Raw genomic sequence first — 17,900 nt, 5'->3', positions numbered from 1 at the left:
GTAATATAGCGATTCTGGTTTATTTTATTTTCACTCGATATCTCATCATTTTTAATGAGCATTTTATTTTCAATATTATTAAATGTATCGAATTGAATACCTAATGAGATAGCCTTATTTATATTCTCTTTAATAAGGCGGTTATAATGTTCATTTTTATTCAAACCTAATATTTGGTTCAAATCACTGTCAGGGCAGCAATGATATTTCAATGCCATAATAGGAATATTTCGAGAAAGTGTTTGGATGATAATTTCGCTCTCTTCGCTGATTGCCAACCCATTCACGACTTCATTCAGTGCCTTAGTTCCTATAAAAGGGAGAAAAACCCCATGAAACTCTGCGAGCTTTTCCATATTAAAGGTATGAATATCAAAACATTGCCCAATTTCTTTCCATTGATTGATCGTCGATTGCGTTAGCATCTCCTTGGTGGCATAGAAAGAAAAAGACATTGAAGGTAACTGCAACAAACGCTGATAAACCGCCTGTTGATAGTCTTGGCTTGGGGACAATAACACCAATACTCGCCGTTTCAGCTGTTGCAGTACCTGTAACACTATCTGCTCAATCATTTTTTCGTTCATATTGCCACCGCTCGTTTAGTCCTTAGCTGACAACAAATACGCTGTCACTGTTGCGTAACCCTGCCGCATTTGCTTCATCTGTATCAATATGAAATTCCAGAGAAAACCTTGCATCCACTCGAACAACCACCTCATCAAATACGAGGCTACGTTCCCCTTCAGTGCGAACACACACTCGCTGTCCATTGGCGACATTTAGCGACCTTGCATCCATTAAATTCATGTGAATATGGCGCTGAGCACAAATGACTTGTTCACACAGATTAACGTGCCCGGCAGGACCGATTAACAGCGCACTCCCCGATTGGTTTAAATCTCCAGATTCACGTACTGGCGCTTTAATACCTAATGCAAAACAATCTGCTTTCGAGACTTCCAACTGAGTCGTTGGTCGTGTTGGTCCTAACACTCGCACTTTACTGATCGACCCTTTAGGTCCAACCACCATCACACACTCTTTTGCCGCAAATTGACCTGGTTGCTTCAAATCTTTAAATGGCGTCAGTTGATAACCTTCACCAAAAAGCGCGGTAACATCTTCTTGCGAAAGATGGACATGACGGTTTGAAACACCCACAGGGATAGCAATGGGACTATCAATCATTGAGGCTGGGTTTGACATAGCTAAGCGAGACAGAATTTTTCCCATCAGCTGCTGGTTTATCATGATTTTTTCCCTTTACGCACGTCAGCTTTTGGCTCCACAGCGGCAGTCTCGACAGTCATCGTCACAGGCGCCTCAACGACCGGTTTTTCAACACTGTTCTCTTCTTCGCTCGCTTTATTCTTAGCGGATAACAGCTGGGTGATCACTCGCTCTTCTGGGCGAGCAATGACTAATGTGCCTTTTAATAGGTCTTGATGACTGATAACCGATGCACCATGATCAACGGAGGTTCTTACTGCACTAATTTCCCCCTGAAAACAGACAGAAACTAAACCAGAACCGATTTTACGGTAGCCAATAATCTCGACACTCGCCGCTTTGCATGCAGCATCCGCAGCTTGTATTGCTGATGTCAGCCCGTAAGTCTCAATGACGCCTAAACTTTTCATTTTTCTCTCCTACTTAGTGACGAACCAGTCGAATATCGAAATCGAATTTTTTAAAGAAAGCCTCTAATTGATCTAACTCTTCCACGCTGTAGGTTGGGTCTTTCTTGATGGGATAAATCATGTCGAGCTTGTCGTATTTTCCGCGACCAAGCTGGTGATAAGGCAGAATATCAATTCGACTTAAATTGCCGCGTTTCGACAATTCCATGGCGTATTCAATTGCACCTGTTATTGCATCAAAAGAATCGTTATATCCGCGAACTAAAGGTATGCGCATCACCACATTTGCCCCTAGTTCCATTAATCTTTCGAGGTTACGACGCACATTTTCATTACCAATACCAAACAGGTTTTTGTGCTCAACGGTATCGATATGTTTAACATCAAACAGGAATAGGTCGACAACTTCGGCTAACTTTTCATAATTCGCTAATGACGTTGTACCTTGTGTTTCAATCGCCGTATTGATCATCATTTTTTTGCATTCACGCAAAAGCTCAACGGCAAAATCTGTCTGTAAACTCATTTCACCGCCACCAATCGTGACACCACCACCAGAGGAAATATAAAAATCGTAGTCCTGCATGATGATCTCCATCATTTCAGAGACCGTGACATCTTTTCCCATAATGTCTAGCGCATCAGAAATGCACACTTCCTCACATTTGCGGCAACCGATGCAGTCAATACTACGATTCACGCGGTGGACTGCTTCCCCTTGTTCATTGGTGGTCATGTAATGGATCCCCGCAGGGCAAACATCCACACATTTCCCACACCCAACGCATTTATCGTGGGAAAACATCACTTGGAACTGGCTACTTAGCCCTTCAGGGTTAGCGCACCAAGGGCAACGAATATTGCATCCTTTAAGAAAGATCAGGGTTCGAATGCCATCACCGTCATAAATTGAGTATTTCTGGATATTAAATATCCGCCCTCTGATTTCTGCCGCTGTGTTCATCATTGCATCTCCAAAACAGTTTCAAACTTATTGTTTTTATTATGTACGGTGGGAATAGCAGCCTATCCCCACCCAGATTTGGTTTAGAATTTCTCAATCACGGTACGGCTGATGATTTCGTCCTGAACCTCTTTACATAACTCAACGAAGTAAGCACTGTAGCCAGCAACACGAACGATTAAGTCACGATATTTCTCAGGTTCTTGCTGTGCTTTTTTCAGCATTTCGTTATCAACGTAGCTGAACTGCATTTGACCGTTACCCAAAATAGATGCCGTTCTTAACAACGTGATTAACCCATTGCGACCTTCTGGTGTATCCAATAAGCCTTTTAAGAACTTAAAGTTATGCACCATACCGATGTTCATCGTTTCCACGTTCATCTTACTGATGGATTTAATAATTGCCGTTGGGCCTTGTTTATCTGCCCCTTGAGTTGGGCTGATCCCATCTGACAACGGCATCCACGCTAAACGACCATTCGCAGTCGCTGCGGTTAGCTCGCCAATCGGTGTGTTGTTAGAAATGGATAATGTGCCGTGACTCAATGTGGAATACAGCATGTCGTACTTACGGCACTCGCGTTCAGTCCATTCAGTAATATCCAATGCATATTGGTCGACATAGTTGTCATCATTACCGAACTTCGGTGCATTCAGGCAATCACGACGTAACTCTTCATAACCTTCAAAGTTGGCAAGCAGGCCATCACGCACTTGCTCTAAGGTATAGCGACCCTCTTCATAAACCACTTTGCGAATAGCCGCCATTGAGTCAACGTAAGTTGCTAGACCAGAGAAAATCAGCCCTGGACCGTGGTTAATCATTGCACCACCCGCCGCAACATCTTTCCCTTTCTCCATACAACCTTCCACCAGCAAAGACATCAATGGTTTTGGCGCGACATCACGGTGAACACGCTGACTGATGACCGTACCAATCGCCGACAGGCGAACAATATGGGCAATTTGCGCTTTCACAGCATTATCGAAATCTTCGAAGGTTTTCAGGTTACGTAGATCCCCGGTATCTAAACCTTGGTGGCTATCAAACAGCACCATACGACCACGGTTCAGAACAAATTCAATAGCGATTGGCCACTGGGTGTAACCCGTTGATGTCCACTGATAAATTCGACCTGATTTTTGTGGTTCCACGCAGCCCATTAAGCAATAGTCGCGAGCATCTTCAAAATCAAAGCCTTTACGCAGCATCATTTTGATATGGGAATCGTCAAAGTGACAGGCAGGGAAGCCCATACCGGCTTTCACTACATCCACGATTTTTTCCATATATTTTTGTGGAGATTGGTTATGAATACGGCATGCTAATGATGGCTGGTAAACTTTAACGAAACGGACTGCATCCATAATTAAGTACGTTAAATCGTTACACGCATCACCACCCGAGCGTTTTTGACCACCCACAGTTAAGTTGATAAATGGCTGATATCCAGCGAAATATTTAGCACCCAGCTCACTGGACATCCACATTAATTCCGCACATTTGATGATAAACGCCTGCATCATTTCCAGTGCTTGGTCTTGGGTTAAACGGCCCGATTGAATATCGCTTTCATACATTGGGAAACAGTATTGATCTAAACGACCTAATGACAATCCTGTTTGGTTTTCTTCAATTTCAAACAAGGATTCCACAGTCCAAATACTTTGCAGCGCTTCTTGCAATGTTTTTGGAGGGTTCGCCGGTACATTTTCGTTCACTTGAGCAATTGTCAGTAACTCTTCACGACGTTTCTGATCTGTCTCTTTAGAAGCCAGTTCACGAGCATGTTCAGCAATACGATGAGCATAAGCCACCACACCTTCACAGGTTTCAATTGAGGCTTTATAGAAATAGATGCGGTCGATGTCATCTGGATTTTGCATGCTTAACTCAGCCAGTTTTGCCTGAGCATCCGCTTTAATGCCATTCATGCCTTTAGTGAAAAGCAATACGTCATAACCTGGGCAAGTATCGCCTCCGCCATTGATTTGGTGATAAGACAAGTCACTCACAAAGGTTTCGCCGCTGAATTCCCAAACCCCGGCTTCACGATATTGCGCTTCACAAATTTCATCCAGAGAACGACCTTCCCAGAATGGCGCGATTTCTTCACGAATCACTTTTTTATCTTCTTCGGAGATCACAAATGGATCTTGTGGGCGGGTGCTCATTGTATCGAGCTCGTCCACCACCCAGCGCCATGCAATATCAGGTGAAAATGCACCTGCTCGCGCTTTACCACATGGATGACCGACAATCAGCTCTTCAGGCTGAATCAAGATAGGCGCAGTTTCACACGCACGACGGAACGCTTTTGCACGTAATAAAATCGGCGGTAAACCTGGATTATTCTTCACCACTTCGGTAAAGGCTAATGCGCGATAGATAGACACGCTTGGACGCGCTTCTAGATAACGGTTACGCAAACGCTGTAAGCGAGGCGTTAGCCCTTCCATCACTTTGAATTCATTATCTTGCTGAGCCGATGGTGCCACATAACTGGCTGAAGCCGCAGAATATTGAGGCTGCGAGCTTGCTTGACCACAATATAAACGGACTTTTAACCCAGCATTAATTGCGCTGATATTTTCATGAGCAGAAAGCATCATCGCGGAAAGTTCGTTGATACAGACTTGCGGATCATTAAGGTAGACACCGCCTTTAAGTGCATCAAACATTGGATAACCATCAATGGCGCGCGTTGCACGCACTTCTGACAACTCAGCCAGTTTTAGCCATAAGCTTTCAACAATCTCGTAAGCCTGTTGTTGAGTTAATCGACCTTGCTCAATGTCGCGCTGATAGAATGGATAAACGGCTTTGTCGAAACCCATTGGGTTCACGGCATAGCTGCCATTTTCTAAATGCAAAATCAGTTGTAATAGGTAGAACGCTTGGCAAGCTTCTTTAAAGGTTTGTGCTGGTTTTGCAGGTACTTGGCGTAATACTTCCGCGCTTTCTTGTAATTCGGCACGACGATATGGGTTAGCTTCTGTGGCCGCAAGATTCTCTGCTCTTACTGCTAAAGCGTTTGCAAAATGGATGGCAGCATCACAGGCATAAATTGCCGCACGGCAGTTATTTGCTTCATCGATACTATTACGGCTAACGGCGCTGCCAATATTTCTGACGCGATTTTCTAGCTGATTTTTAATTTCAGCAAACCCGACATTCAGAACGACTAAATAATCCGGTGCGGCGATTGCGCTATCACCCGCTAAAAACTCATAAATACTCTGGCTGTGTACTTCATCTTCCGTATGGAAAATTGCACCACGGGGTGTTGAAGATTGGCTACCAATAATCAATTCATCTTGTGCAATAAAAGCAGGGAAATTGCGAATAAACTCATAAAAACGCTGAGCGGGTTTAATCGCTTGAGGTGCCCCTGTTAATTGATTTCTGACAGTTTCAAGAATGTTGGCACGTTCGGTAATGATTGAGCAATTGCGAGCACTTAAACGTTCAGCCAGTGTTTTTACACGTGGGGTCAAAGCATATTTGGCCATGTTAGCCTCTCCTGATGTTCTTTCTAGTTCGTTATTCATCACATAAAAAGCGTTAACTATTAAAAAGACTGTCTGTACAGTGCTTCTAGCTGCTTTTCATTTACGTCCCGTGGATTAGTCGGAGTGCAACTATCGCGTAACGCCTGTCCAACCATTTCCCCTAAACGGGCATTAAAATCAGTTTCATTGACGCCTGTAGCGTGAATGCCTTTCGGCATATTCATTTCATCTTTCAATACGTTGATTGCCATAATTAAGCTCTCAACGCCTTCACGTATATTTGAAGCGGGTAAATTAAGTTTTCTGGCTAAATCGGCATAACGCTTCGCCGCGTTGGTTTCACAGCACCCTTCCAGGCCCGCGTTAAACGCCACCACTTGAGCCATCAATAGCGCATTCGCGCGACCATGTGGAATGTGGAACACGCCGCCAAGTGCGTGCGCTAAGCTATGGGTGATCCCAAGGGATGCGTTGGTAAATGCCATTCCTGCAATACACGATGCGTTATGCATTTTTTCACGAGCCACTAAGTTACTGCCGTCGCGATAGCAATCTATTAAGTGAGCAAACACCAACTGAACAGCTTTCTCGGCAAGCGCATCTGAAAAGTCAGAGGCACTGCGTGAAACATAAGCTTCTAGGGCATGGCATAGCACATCCATTCCCGTATCTGCCGTGATAGCGGCAGGGACTGACTTCACTAAAACAGGGTCTAAAATCGCCACATCGGGCAACATAAATTCATCAACCAACACCAACTTCTCAGAGTGAGACTTGATCACTGAAAAAGACGTGACTTCAGAGCCTGTTCCGCTGGTTGTCGGAATAGCCACAAAATGAGGTTTGGCTCTATGGCTGTCTTGGCGGGTATGCCATAGGGAGTAAATAACCGCTTTTGCCGCATCAATCACCGAACCACCGCCCAGTGCAATCACTAAATCTGGATATTGGCTATCCATGATTTTCATGCCTTTTACGATGGACGAGATTTCCGGGTCAGGCACGACATCGTCATACAGAGAAAATGAAATTCCCTGTTGAGATAATCGATGAATCACCTCGTCGGCTAACCCAAATTTCACCATCGCTTTATCGGTTACGATAAACGCGTGCTGGGCGTTAACCTGAGATAAATAATCCAAAGCATTCGCACCGAATTGCACCCTTGGTTTAATCAAAAACTGGTTCATGCGTTATTTACTCCCTACCGTCTCGATACACTTTTTCAACAATGGCAACCACGGACATCGCTTTGTATTTGTCTTTATTCAATGCGAAGTACTCTTCCGCTAGAACAAGGTCATTAATACCTGCGCCTACACTGTCCACCGCAACATACGTTTTGTCCTTCAACGGTTTGAGATCATCCCCAAGCGCCGTGATCATCAGTAAATTACTGCCACTAAGCTCTTGGCATTTCTGCGTTGCGACAACATGTCCAATTACCTTTGCCAAAATCATGATTTACCCGCCTTATCTCAATGAATTACTTATTTAGGCGTCCGAGAACGGCCTTAATAATCTGCTCGACATTCTCTTCCGTGATATCCCCATGAGTGGCAACCGCTTCAACAACATCAGCATGACTCACTGCATTAGCAAATCGGTTATCCGCAGTGCTATTACTCTGAGCTTTTACTGGTTGAGCCTGACGAAAACGGTCATCATCGAGAATACTGACAGACGTTTGATTTCCATGCCCAGTCGGTGCAATTGGCGATGTTGAGTAAGCCGGAGCACTCACTGGTGCGGGTTGTCTCAAATCATCAATGGAACGCACGCCATAACCGACTTTACGGATATTGAGCAAGTTCATCGGACCGACGTTGTCAGAACTAGAACCACCTCCAATCGCTCCACATCCTAATGTCAGCGCTGGCGTAATATTGGTGGTTGCGCCAATTCCACCCAGTGCGGCTGGCGTATTAATCAAAATACGGTTAACTGGTTTTTCGAGAGAAAACTGACGAATAACATCTTCATTTTGCGTGTGGATCACCAGCGTGTGTCCTAAGCCTTCGTTAGTCAGCAAATCAACAACGCGGTGGCACGCAGAGCGCCAATCCTCTTCAACATACATGCCTAAGATTGGGCACAGTTTTTCCCGTGAATACGGGTTTTTCGGTGAGACGGTGTCTTGTAGCGCAATTAACACTCGCGTATTAGCAGGAACACTAAAGCCCGCACGTTGGCTCAACGTAATCGCGTCTTTTCCTACGACTTCAGGGTTAATCGTGCCATTCGCTCTCAGTAGCATCGAAGCCATGCGTTTCGCTTCATCTTCATTCATGAAGTAAGCGCCTTGAGCTAATAATTCGCGGTGAACGTCGTTGTAAATGCAGCGTTCAACAATGATGGATTGCTCAGATGCGCAAATCACACCGTTATCAAACGTTTTGCTGGTAATAATGTCACTGACTGCTTTTTTGATATCCGCGCTACGTTCAATGAAAGCAGGACCGTTACCAGGACCACCACTGATTGTTGGTGTGCCAGATGCATAAGCGGCGCGTACCATACCTTCTCCACCCGTTGCCAGAATGAGAGAAACATCTTTGCTGTGCATTAATTCTTTTGTCGCTTCCAGTGTCAGCATCGTCACGCCATCGACGATACCTGCTGGCGCACCCGCTTCAAGAGCCGCTTTTTTTACGATATCAAGCGTTCTAAAACTACATGCTTTCGCGTTTGGATGGGGGGAGAAGACGATTGCGTTACCGGCTTTCAAGGCAATCAATGTTTTATAGATAATGGTTGAAGTTGGGTTAGTCGAAGGCACCAGCGCCGTGATCACCCCTAACGGAACTCCCACATCCATAACTTTATTGATTTTGTCATCATTAATGATGCCAACTGTTTTCAGATCTTTAATATGTTCATACACACGAACTGAAGCGAACGTATTTTTCAGGACCTTGTCTTGCCACTTCCCAAAACCCGTCTCTTCATTCGCCATTTTTGCTAACTCTTCTGCATGACGAGCAGATTCTGTCGCAATGTGTTTAACAATACTGTCGATTTTCTCCTGCGAAAAAGTCGCAAAGATTTTTTGCGCTTGTTTCGCATTTCTAACCAGCTCTCTAGCCAGTTGTCTGGATTGCAGATCTTTATCTAATGCAACCATGTCTTCCCCCGTACCGGAGTCAAAAGATTAAACTTACTAATTTGTTGTTTTATCTAATACTTCTAATGATTAAGCTTTGTGCTGCTGCGCAATTTTGCCGATATCATTGTGTGGTCTTGCTATCACACGAGAAGTCACCACGGTGCCAACACGCTTCGCAGCTTCGACACCGGATTCAACCGCAGCATTAACGGCACCCACATCGCCTTTTACCATGGCGGTGACGAGCCCAGAGCCGACATTTTCATAGCCGATTAGCTCGACGTTAGCGGCTTTACACATTGCATCAGCAGCTTCGATACACGCCACTAAACCTTTGGTTTCAATTAAGCCAAGAGCTTCTTTCATAAGTAAATTTCCTATTTATTCTGCGACTTTATACTGAGAGACAATTTTCTGGATGTCGCTATGTGGACGAGCGATAACCAGAGAAGTCACGACGGTGCCAATGCGAGATGCAGATTCAACGCCAGAATCAACTGCCGCTTTAACTGCGCCAACATCCCCTTTCACCATGGCGGTGACTAACCCAGAACCCACATTTTCATAGCCAATCAGCACCACGTTAGCGGCTTTACACATCGCATCAGCTGCTTCGATACAAGCAACGAGTCCTTGTGTTTCAATAAGACCTAATGCATCACCCATATTTCCCCCGCAAACGCTATGCTTTATGTTTAATCACGATTTTGTTGATATCGTTATGTGGACGGGCGATGACTAACGATGTCACCACTTCACCAACACGCTGTGCAGATTCAACACCGGAATCTACTGCCGCTTTTACTGCGCCAACATCACCTTTCACCATGGCAGTCACGAGACCAGAACCCACGTTTTCATAGCCGATTAGCTCGACGTTAGCGGCTTTGCACATTGCATCAGCTGCTTCAATACAAGCCACCAAACCTTTTGTTTCAATAAGTCCTAATGCATCACCCATTGTTGTTTCCTCCAAGGAAGCCGTTACGTTTTTCTCTACCCGCAGCACCTAAGAGCCATGTTCCAGAACGTTGATGCCTCTTAACTGTGAGTAAACATTTATGCCAATTGAGTCTGCGTGGTGATTAATTGAACGCAGCTTTTGGCTTCAAAATCACTATAATCCCCAAAAAATAAAACAAAATATAAATCCATGAAGTGAAGATAATTAGAATAAAAATCCAGAATTTATAATCAACAGACAGCAAATTCACACCTCTATGCTAATAAACTGGAAAATTCACGTATCTATCTGGTGGAAGAAAAAACCATAAATGCGGATAACCGGTTTATTGGAGGAATGGTTAACAAGATGTGATTGAGCTGATGCGAGAAGGTAATTTGGTCAATAATAAGTGTGGTTTGCCTCACGCCCGAGCCATAAGCTAATGAGAAATGGGAGGATCAGAATATAAGAAGAAAGGGGAATACTGTGTTTTACGAGGCACACCGCGTGATAGCACTGATTGCCAGGCAGTAAAATCATATCAACGTGTTAGTTAACGTTGCCCAGTAAACCAATAGGAATGAATGAGTGGGTAAGCTCCCACGCGGTATGGACTATCAATCAAGTCCACCCGCTTATTTAGGCGTACAGATAAACAAAGGGGAATTAATGGAACTCAAGAGTAGCGCTTTATCATTGAGTTTTTGGGCATTGATAAATAAGCCGTCATGGCTATCTGACATTTCCCGCATAAAATAATCAAAAATCACATTAGGGGATTCATCAATCGAGGAAGCACTGGCTTCCCAGTGGCTAATATTATAGTGCTGTTCCGTTGGCGAAATACGTTTGCTGGTGTATTTGAATTTGACATATCGTTGTAAATAAAGCCATCCAGCGCTGGAGGTCGTATATCCCTCGACAACAATAGAGCCCTCGCCGTTCGCCCCAAAATTAAAGTGAATATTACCGTTAACGTTTTCATCTTTCATATTCTCAAAACGCATAATCCCCTTGGTTGAACACGCCATTTGACCGGAATTTTTATTGGCCAATACAACTGACTGTGTATAAATCACAACACACGCGAAGATCAGCGCACTCACGAGACATAATAGCTTTCCCGATATTTTCATTGTGGCTTCCAAGAATAATAAAAATAATTATCACAATAACTAAATGGGTTGGATTCATTGGCAGCGCAATGGGCGAGAAAGACACGCCCTAAACCATTTTTTTGTAATTTATCCCCATAAAAGAAGACAAAACGCTCTTTATCATTACACGCCAAATTTAAATTTTTTCTAACTTTATCAAAGTTTTGCACGTAGTTATCAGCAACGAAAGCGTTAATCATTTTTTCATTAGATAACACATCGCAGCTGGTATGTTCTAACGTTGGCAAAATCATTGGTGCGGAGGGCTGAGATGAGAAATAGCTCATCGTTGCCAATAAAATGGAGCAACATAAAAAAGCCGCACTGGCTAGATACCAGCAAACTTCACGTTTCTGTTTTGGTAATGAATGCGGTAATTTTTCAGAAGGAGATTCGGTAGGTTTAGTCTCTAAAGAAGGTGCCAGAACCACTTCGGCTTTTTGTATTTCACTTAAACTGTTTAATAAGCGAGTGGTATTGAGCGTCTCTTCATCGAGTAATTCCAATAAAATCTCAGAATTAAACTCTAAACGCCCACGTGCAACAGTGACAATAATATTTTCAATACCGTATTGTCGAAATGTTTTCCTTAGCAGGCTGAGATATTGATTTAAATTACTATTTGATGAAACCAGACCATTATCATCCCAAACCGCCTTAAGTACTTCATCACGGGAAACTACGCCTTTTTTTTGAATCAAATAGAATAAGAGTGCATTAGCCGTAATAGACAACTGAGTATCCACCTCATCTTTTTTTAAAGATAAAGTGCCATCAACAGCATCATAAATAATGAAGGCATTGATTTTATATTTCATTATCGCCTCATTGTATGTTTAGACGTATTTTCCCTTGGAAAACTAACCCATTTCTTCAAACGAAATTTGTGTTAATCGCTGAATGATGGCATTACGCTCTTGGCTCGATAATGTAGGACCTTCCGTTAACGCAGATAACCACAGTCCATCGGCGGCATAGCGCACTAAAGCCCCCAAATAGCCATTATCAAATGCATCACCTTGGGCTAGATGCCCTAACATCCAATCACGCCAGCATTTACGCAACACGGGCTCTGTGGGCATAGCCAATGATAAAAGTGCGAGCTGAAAACTTTCATCGGAGTCTTTAAGCTCGCCAACGTAGTGCAAATAGGCGCGAGAAAATCGCCCATAAGGATCGGAATCATTCGCCATAATGGCGGCAATACGCACGTCCATAATGTCTAATAGCTGAATAAACAATGCATGAATAAGTTCTTGTTTGCTGGGGAAATGGTGCATTAATCCCCCTTTGCTCACGCCCGCTTCTCTGGCGACAGCATTCAGCGAAAGTGCCGAAATACCTTCTCGACCAGCGATTATCCTAGCTGCCTTTAGCAACTCTTCTTGTCGTTTGATTGGATCTTTTTTTCTTGGATGCGCGAGTGTGTTCATGGGGATGAATAATACCGACCAGTCGGTATGTTCTATTTTGACTCGTATCAATGAAGATAATATTGAGAGGAATTAAATACGAATAGTGTAATTGAGGTCACAGTATTCTTTTTTAGCCACCCTAAATCACAAAGTTAATTTGAAAATATAAACAAATAACGCAATGAATTTCCTGCAATTTACAATTGGATAAAATTAAATTTAACTTAATTTATTTTTAATGAATTTTATTATGCTAAATTATTAAAGAAATTCCTATTCCAAAGAAAATATACGAATTCGTTGTATTTTCACAACATAAGAAGAGGTTTTGATTATGTCCAATCAGTATAATATCGGTGTGGTTGTTGGTAGTTTACGTGCTGACTCTTATAATCTAAAAGTCGCTAAAGCCATCACTAAATTATTCCCATCTAATTTCACCTTTAAATTTATCAACATTGCCGATTTACCTCTCTATAACCAAGAAGCCGATCAAAATGTACCCGCGGTAGTCGCTAATTTTAAGAGCCAAATCAAAGCCTCAGACGGTATTATCTTCGCAACACCGGAATATAACCGCTCAATGCCAGGTGTATTAAAGAATGCGATTGACCAAGGTTCACGTCCTTGGGGTGATAACTCATGGGATGGTATTCCTGCGGGAGTATTAGGGGTTTCGATTGGTAATATTAGCACCGCAATTGCCCAACAACATTTACGCAATAGCCTTGCATTTCTTAATATGCCGACGATGAATCAACCTGAGTGTTATTTAAAATGGTATGACGGCATGGTGGATGAGCAAGATACTATTTCCCCAAAAAGTAAGGATTTCTTGCAGCCTTGGGCAGATAACTTTGCCAAATTTGTTATCCATAATAGTGCGCGTTAATCACTGATTTTATATATCAAAAAGGCATCACCAAGGTGATGCCTCTGACCATTTCCAAACAGAATCGATATTAACGCCCTGCTTTCAGCTTTTGGAAATACTCTTCATACAGAATATTAGTATTCCCCACATCGCTTTGCCATTCCCCTTTTTTCAATACCTCTTCCGATGGGTACAGAGATGGGTCATTGGCGATTTCCGTAGGCAGTAATTTTTTCGCTTCTAAGTTTGGTGTCGGATAACCGATAGACTCTGCCACTTGCGCCGCAATTTCAGGACGTAATAAGAAATCGATAAGCTTGTGCGCCCCTTCTGCATTCTTCGCATTAGCAGGGATAGCTAAGCTGTCCATCCAGAAAATGCCGCCCTCTTTTGGCCATACAACTTCAATCGGTAATCCTGCTTGTCTTGCCACAAATGCCGAGCCGTTCCACAGCATACCGACATCCACTTCACCTTCAATATACGGGGTTGCAGGGTTGTCTGAGTTAAAGGCTAGAATATTTGGGCGCAGTTTTTGCAATTCGTTATAAGCTTCTTCAATCTGCTTTGGATCAGTGGTGTTACCGGAATAGCCGAGTTTTGTCAGCGCCACTTGGAACACTTCACGGGCATCATCCATCATCAGTAAGCTGTTTTTGTATTCCGGCTTCCAAAAGTCTGCCCATGAAGTGACGGACTTAGGATCAACCGCATCACCATTAATTCCGATCCCTGTTGCGCCCCAAATATAAGGCACTGAATAATCGTTATTTGGGTCGAATTCTTTATGGATAAGGTTTGGATCGAGGTTTTTAAAGTTAGGCAGTTTTGTCTTATCAATCTTTTGCAGCATGCCTTCTTTGCTCATTTTGCCGATAAAATAAGTCGATGGCACCACTAAATCGTAAGCCCCTTCTTTATAGGTTTTCAATTTAGTGTACATGCTTTCATTGGATTCATAGGTGGAGTAAATCACCTTGATCCCAGTCTCTTTAGTAAATTGCTCTAATAAACCGGGGGGAACATATTCTGTCCAGTTATAGAAATACAGTACGTTTTTGTTATCGTCAGCGGCAGTTGCCGTGCCAATGCTTGCAGCCATTAAACCTGCGGCTAGCAGATAGGACCATTTTTTCATCACTGATTTTCCCTCAACAAAGTGCTTTTTATCTATCTTCATAGGCTCAGTTAAAGCCTACCCTCTCGCCTGATGGCATGGAAAGATTGGGTGCCCAAATGACACCCACCAAGTACAACTTAACGTTTTGATGACTTCGCGACGGCGTTTTTACCGTGTTTATCGCGCATAACCCACTGGCTTAAACAGACCAAAACCAGCGACATCAGCAACAAGACCGTTGCCAATGCATTCACTTCTGGGGAGACCCCTACTTTTACCATTGAGTAGATTTTCAATGGTAAGATTTCATAGCTTGGTCCCGTCACAAAGGAAGAAACCACCACATCATCCATTGATAAGGTAAAGCTCAGCAGCCACCCTGCGACAATCGCAGGCAGTGCTAATGGCAGAATGATTTTCCGTAAAATGGTAAATTCCCCCGCCCCGAGATCCCGCGCCGCTTCCAACATTTTCACATCAAAATCTTTCAATCTCGCGTATACCGTCACCACCACAAAAGGCAGGCAGAAGGTGATATGTGAAAATAACAGCGACCAGAAACCTAATGAGACGCCAAGAATCATAAACAGGACGAGCAATGAAATCGCCATCACAATATCGGGAGACATCATCACCACAAACAGCATTCCACCGACAAATGGCTTGCCTCTAAAACGATAACGAAAGAGAGCAACGGCGGTTAATGTGCCGATAATTGTCGCAAACGTCGCCGAAAGCACCGCCATGGTTAATGAATGCCCTGCCGCTTCAAGCAAGCTGTCATTATTGCTCAGTAACTCATACCATTTGGTCGAAAAACCTTGCCACTGAATACCAAAACGCGATTCATTGAATGAGTTCACAATCAAGATAATGATTGGAATATAAAGATACGCGTAGATGGTGGTCATAAAGCCACCACGCAAAATACGTCCTATCATTCTTCATACGCCTTTTTATTCAAAAGCTTAGCAGCTCGGTAGTACACATACAGCAGCAGCCCCATCATCACCGTGAGGAAAATACTGGTTGCCGCCCCAAACGGCCAATCGCGAATATTCAAGAACTGACTCTTAATGACGTTACCAATCAGCAGGTTTTTCGCCCCGCCCATTAAATCCGCCACGTAGAACAGCCCCATTGCTGGCAGCAACACTAATAAGCAGCCCGCAATAATTCCCGGCATGGTCAATGGAATAATAATCTTCACAAAAGTTTGGCATTTATTGGCGCCCAAGTCCCGCGCCGCTTCTAAGTAGGATTTATCCAGCTTTTCAATACTGGAATAGAGCGGCATCACCATAAATGGCAATAAGATATAGATTAAGCCCAATACCACCGCTTCTGGGGTATACATCAATTTCAGCGGCTTATCGATAATGCCAATCCACAGCAAAAAGTCATTCAAATACCCCTTGGTACTTAAAAACACTTTTAAGCCATAAATACGGATCAATGAGTTGGTCCAAAATGGCACAATTAGCAGAAATAGCATCAGCGGTTGGACGCGCTTAGGCAGCTTCGCCAAAATAAACGCAAAGGGGTAGCCGATCACAAGGCAGAAGAAAGTGGCGATTAACGCCATATTCAACGAATGCAGCATCACTTGGGCATACATCGGGTCTGACAGACGGATGTAGTTGTCCCAAGTAAACACCAGATCCACCAGATTCGTATCACTGCGCGTGAAAAAACTGGTGCCAATGATCATTAAGTTTGGCAGAAAGACGAAGAGTAACAGCCAAGCGACAACGCCCGTGATAATCACATTCTGCAAGATTTTATGCTTACGAATGATCATCCAGAACTACCTCCCAGCTTTCAACCCAAGTCACGGCAACTTTTTGGTTAAGGGAGTGGTCGACATCAGGGTCATCTTCGTTAAAGAACTCGCTGACCATAATAATTTTACCATCTTCCATCTCAACCACTGAGTCTAACGTCATACCTTTATAGTTACGTTCACGCACGTAACCGATCAGCCCAGGGTGATTGTCAGCGTCATTGACTTCTTCAACGCGTAAATCTTCAGGGCGCAATAAGACGTTTAAATGCTGACCTTCTGTGACCGGTAAATCGGTGAAAATATCACATTCATGCCCTTCAACGTTGGCACGAATTCTTTGTTCATCAATACGATGCAATACTTTTGCATCAAAAATATTGATTTCACCGATAAATTGAGCAACAAACAGGTTTTTCGGCTCTTCGTAAATTTCACGCGGCGTACCATCTTGCTCAATTTTTCCTTCACGCATCACAATGATACGGTCGGACATGGCCAGTGCTTCTTCTTGGTCATGAGTCACAAAAATAAACGTAATCCCCAGCTTGCGCTGTAAGGCTTTCAGCTCATTTTGCATCTGTTTACGCAGCTTATAATCCAGCGCAGATAAAGACTCATCCAATAGCAGAACCTTGGGACGATTGACAACCGCACGCGCAATTGCCACGCGTTGCTGTTGACCACCCGAAAGTTGGTTCGGCATACGCTCTGCAAAATCCGCCAATTGCACCATATGCAAGGCTTGCTCCACCCGTTTTTGAATGTCCGCTTTGGGTGTTTTTTGCATGCGCAAACCAAATGCCACATTTTCAAATACGGTCATGTGTGGGAATAATGCATAGCTTTGGAAAACAGTATTCACGAAACGTTGTTCCGCAGGAATATCTGTAATGTCCTGACCATCAAGAATAATTTGACCGTCATCCACATCTTCTAATCCAGCAATCAGACGTAAAACCGTCGTTTTACCGCAACCAGAAGGCCCCAGAATGGTGAGAAACTCCCCATTTCGGATCGTGAGGTCAAGCTCAGAAATAATTTGTTTGCCATCAAAACCTTTATTTAAAGATTTTAATTCGACGAGTGGTGTGAGAGAAGTTGTCTCAGTCATTTATAATACACTCTATCCCTAGGAATAATGCAGATAGAACCGCCACCGTTAAAGACTGTTAAGCCCCCAGGAGAACCCCAGCAAAGCCCAAAACCAGTAGCGCCATTTTTAATAAAACAATAAGGGCTGCATAATAAACACTGTTAATGAAAATTGAAAGCCATTTTCAACACTTTGTTTGCCTTTCACTATGAATTTAAAACAAATAAAAGTGATTTATGATAAAAATAAGTGACATAGCCATATTTTTCATAGCTTTGTGC

Annotated in this window: 19 protein-coding genes; 1 reads left to right on the top strand and 18 read right to left on the bottom strand. The window is 43.4% G+C overall.

From position 1 onward, the window contains the following. From JK188_RS10335 to JK188_RS10270, 14 genes are all read right to left on the bottom strand, one after another. On the bottom strand, positions 1 to 587 hold a 587-nt coding region (locus JK188_RS10335), incomplete at its 3' end, for a hypothetical protein (RefSeq protein ID WP_211888642.1). Between the two features lie 22 nt (positions 588 to 609). Further along, positions 610 to 1,254: a phosphate propanoyltransferase gene (locus JK188_RS10330; RefSeq protein WP_211886987.1), complete on the bottom strand. Its 645-nt coding sequence runs from the start codon at positions 1,252 to 1,254 to the stop codon at positions 610 to 612. Next, positions 1,251 to 1,643 carry a BMC domain-containing protein gene (locus tag JK188_RS10325; protein ID WP_211886986.1) on the bottom strand — a complete coding sequence of 131 codons (393 nt, stop codon included), beginning with the start codon at positions 1,641 to 1,643 and terminating at the stop codon, positions 1,251 to 1,253. The genes JK188_RS10330 and JK188_RS10325 overlap by 4 nt, the downstream gene beginning before the upstream one ends. A gap of 13 nt (positions 1,644 to 1,656) precedes the next feature. Further along, positions 1,657 to 2,607 carry a choline TMA-lyase-activating enzyme gene (gene cutD / locus JK188_RS10320; RefSeq protein WP_211887271.1) on the bottom strand — a complete coding sequence of 317 codons (951 nt, stop codon included), beginning with the start codon at positions 2,605 to 2,607 and terminating at the stop codon, positions 1,657 to 1,659. Between the two features lie 83 nt (positions 2,608 to 2,690). Further along, complete coding sequence (gene cutC, locus JK188_RS10315) at positions 2,691 to 6,122, bottom strand: choline trimethylamine-lyase (protein WP_211886984.1); 3,432 nt, start codon at positions 6,120 to 6,122, stop codon at positions 2,691 to 2,693. 59 nt (positions 6,123 to 6,181) lie between these two features. Beyond that, the gene (locus JK188_RS10310) at positions 6,182 to 7,312 is read right to left on the bottom strand and encodes a 1-propanol dehydrogenase PduQ (protein ID WP_036949247.1); all 1,131 of its coding nucleotides are present in this window, start codon (positions 7,310 to 7,312) and stop codon (positions 6,182 to 6,184) included. Positions 7,313 to 7,319: 7 nt separating this feature from the next. Further along, positions 7,320 to 7,583, bottom strand: a complete 264-nt coding sequence (locus tag JK188_RS10305) for a EutN/CcmL family microcompartment protein (protein ID WP_036949246.1) — start codon at positions 7,581 to 7,583, stop codon at positions 7,320 to 7,322. 25 nt (positions 7,584 to 7,608) lie between these two features. Next, positions 7,609 to 9,246, bottom strand: a complete 1,638-nt coding sequence (locus tag JK188_RS10300) for an acetaldehyde dehydrogenase (acetylating) (protein WP_211886982.1) — start codon at positions 9,244 to 9,246, stop codon at positions 7,609 to 7,611. Between the two features lie 69 nt (positions 9,247 to 9,315). Beyond that, positions 9,316 to 9,594, bottom strand: coding sequence for a BMC domain-containing protein (locus tag JK188_RS10295; RefSeq protein ID WP_006658501.1), 279 nt, complete (start codon positions 9,592 to 9,594; stop codon positions 9,316 to 9,318). Positions 9,595 to 9,609: 15 nt separating this feature from the next. Further along, positions 9,610 to 9,894 carry a BMC domain-containing protein gene (locus JK188_RS10290; protein ID WP_006658500.1) on the bottom strand — a complete coding sequence of 95 codons (285 nt, stop codon included), beginning with the start codon at positions 9,892 to 9,894 and terminating at the stop codon, positions 9,610 to 9,612. A gap of 16 nt (positions 9,895 to 9,910) precedes the next feature. Beyond that, a complete protein-coding gene (locus tag JK188_RS10285; RefSeq protein WP_004249182.1) occupies positions 9,911 to 10,189 on the bottom strand; it encodes a BMC domain-containing protein in 279 nt (92 codons plus the stop codon). 620 nt (positions 10,190 to 10,809) lie between these two features. Further along, on the bottom strand, positions 10,810 to 11,310 hold the full coding sequence (locus tag JK188_RS10280; RefSeq protein ID WP_108479514.1) for a FidL-like protein: 501 nt from the start codon (positions 11,308 to 11,310) through the stop codon (positions 10,810 to 10,812). Continuing rightward, on the bottom strand, positions 11,307 to 12,149 hold the full coding sequence (locus tag JK188_RS10275) for a transcriptional regulator (RefSeq protein ID WP_036949241.1): 843 nt from the start codon (positions 12,147 to 12,149) through the stop codon (positions 11,307 to 11,309). Before JK188_RS10275 ends, JK188_RS10280 begins: the two co-directional genes overlap by 4 nt. A gap of 42 nt (positions 12,150 to 12,191) precedes the next feature. Further along, entirely contained in the window at positions 12,192 to 12,764 is a 573-nt protein-coding gene (locus JK188_RS10270; protein WP_036949239.1) for a TetR/AcrR family transcriptional regulator, read from the bottom strand. A gap of 316 nt (positions 12,765 to 13,080) precedes the next feature. Here JK188_RS10270 and JK188_RS10265 point away from each other — a divergent pair, with 316 nt between their 5' ends. Further along, a complete protein-coding gene (locus tag JK188_RS10265) occupies positions 13,081 to 13,638 on the top strand; it encodes an NADPH-dependent FMN reductase (protein WP_211886981.1) in 558 nt (185 codons plus the stop codon). Positions 13,639 to 13,708: 70 nt separating this feature from the next. Here the strand turns inward: JK188_RS10265 and potD are convergent, their stop codons facing one another. The 4 genes from potD to potA all read right to left on the bottom strand — a co-directional run bounded on the left by potD (position 13,709) and on the right by potA (position 17,637). Beyond that, positions 13,709 to 14,758: a spermidine/putrescine ABC transporter substrate-binding protein PotD gene (gene potD, locus JK188_RS10260; RefSeq protein ID WP_211886979.1), complete on the bottom strand. Its 1,050-nt coding sequence runs from the start codon at positions 14,756 to 14,758 to the stop codon at positions 13,709 to 13,711. A gap of 119 nt (positions 14,759 to 14,877) precedes the next feature. Then, positions 14,878 to 15,681, bottom strand: coding sequence for a spermidine/putrescine ABC transporter permease PotC (potC, locus tag JK188_RS10255; RefSeq protein ID WP_036949236.1), 804 nt, complete (start codon positions 15,679 to 15,681; stop codon positions 14,878 to 14,880). Next, complete coding sequence (gene potB, locus JK188_RS10250) at positions 15,678 to 16,541, bottom strand: spermidine/putrescine ABC transporter permease PotB (RefSeq protein ID WP_211886977.1); 864 nt, start codon at positions 16,539 to 16,541, stop codon at positions 15,678 to 15,680. The genes potC and potB overlap by 4 nt, the downstream gene beginning before the upstream one ends. Then, positions 16,528 to 17,637 (bottom strand): spermidine/putrescine ABC transporter ATP-binding protein PotA, encoded by a 1,110-nt coding sequence (gene potA, locus JK188_RS10245; protein WP_108479516.1) that lies wholly within the window; start codon positions 17,635 to 17,637, stop codon positions 16,528 to 16,530. The genes potB and potA overlap by 14 nt, the downstream gene beginning before the upstream one ends. Positions 17,638 to 17,900: the final 263 nt, after the last annotated feature.

The sequence above is a fragment of the Providencia sp. JGM181 genome, from assembly GCF_018257375.1.
In the GTDB taxonomy this organism is placed as follows: domain Bacteria; phylum Pseudomonadota; class Gammaproteobacteria; order Enterobacterales; family Enterobacteriaceae; genus Providencia; species Providencia lanzhouensis.
This window is presented reverse-complemented; position numbering and strand designations above follow the sequence as displayed.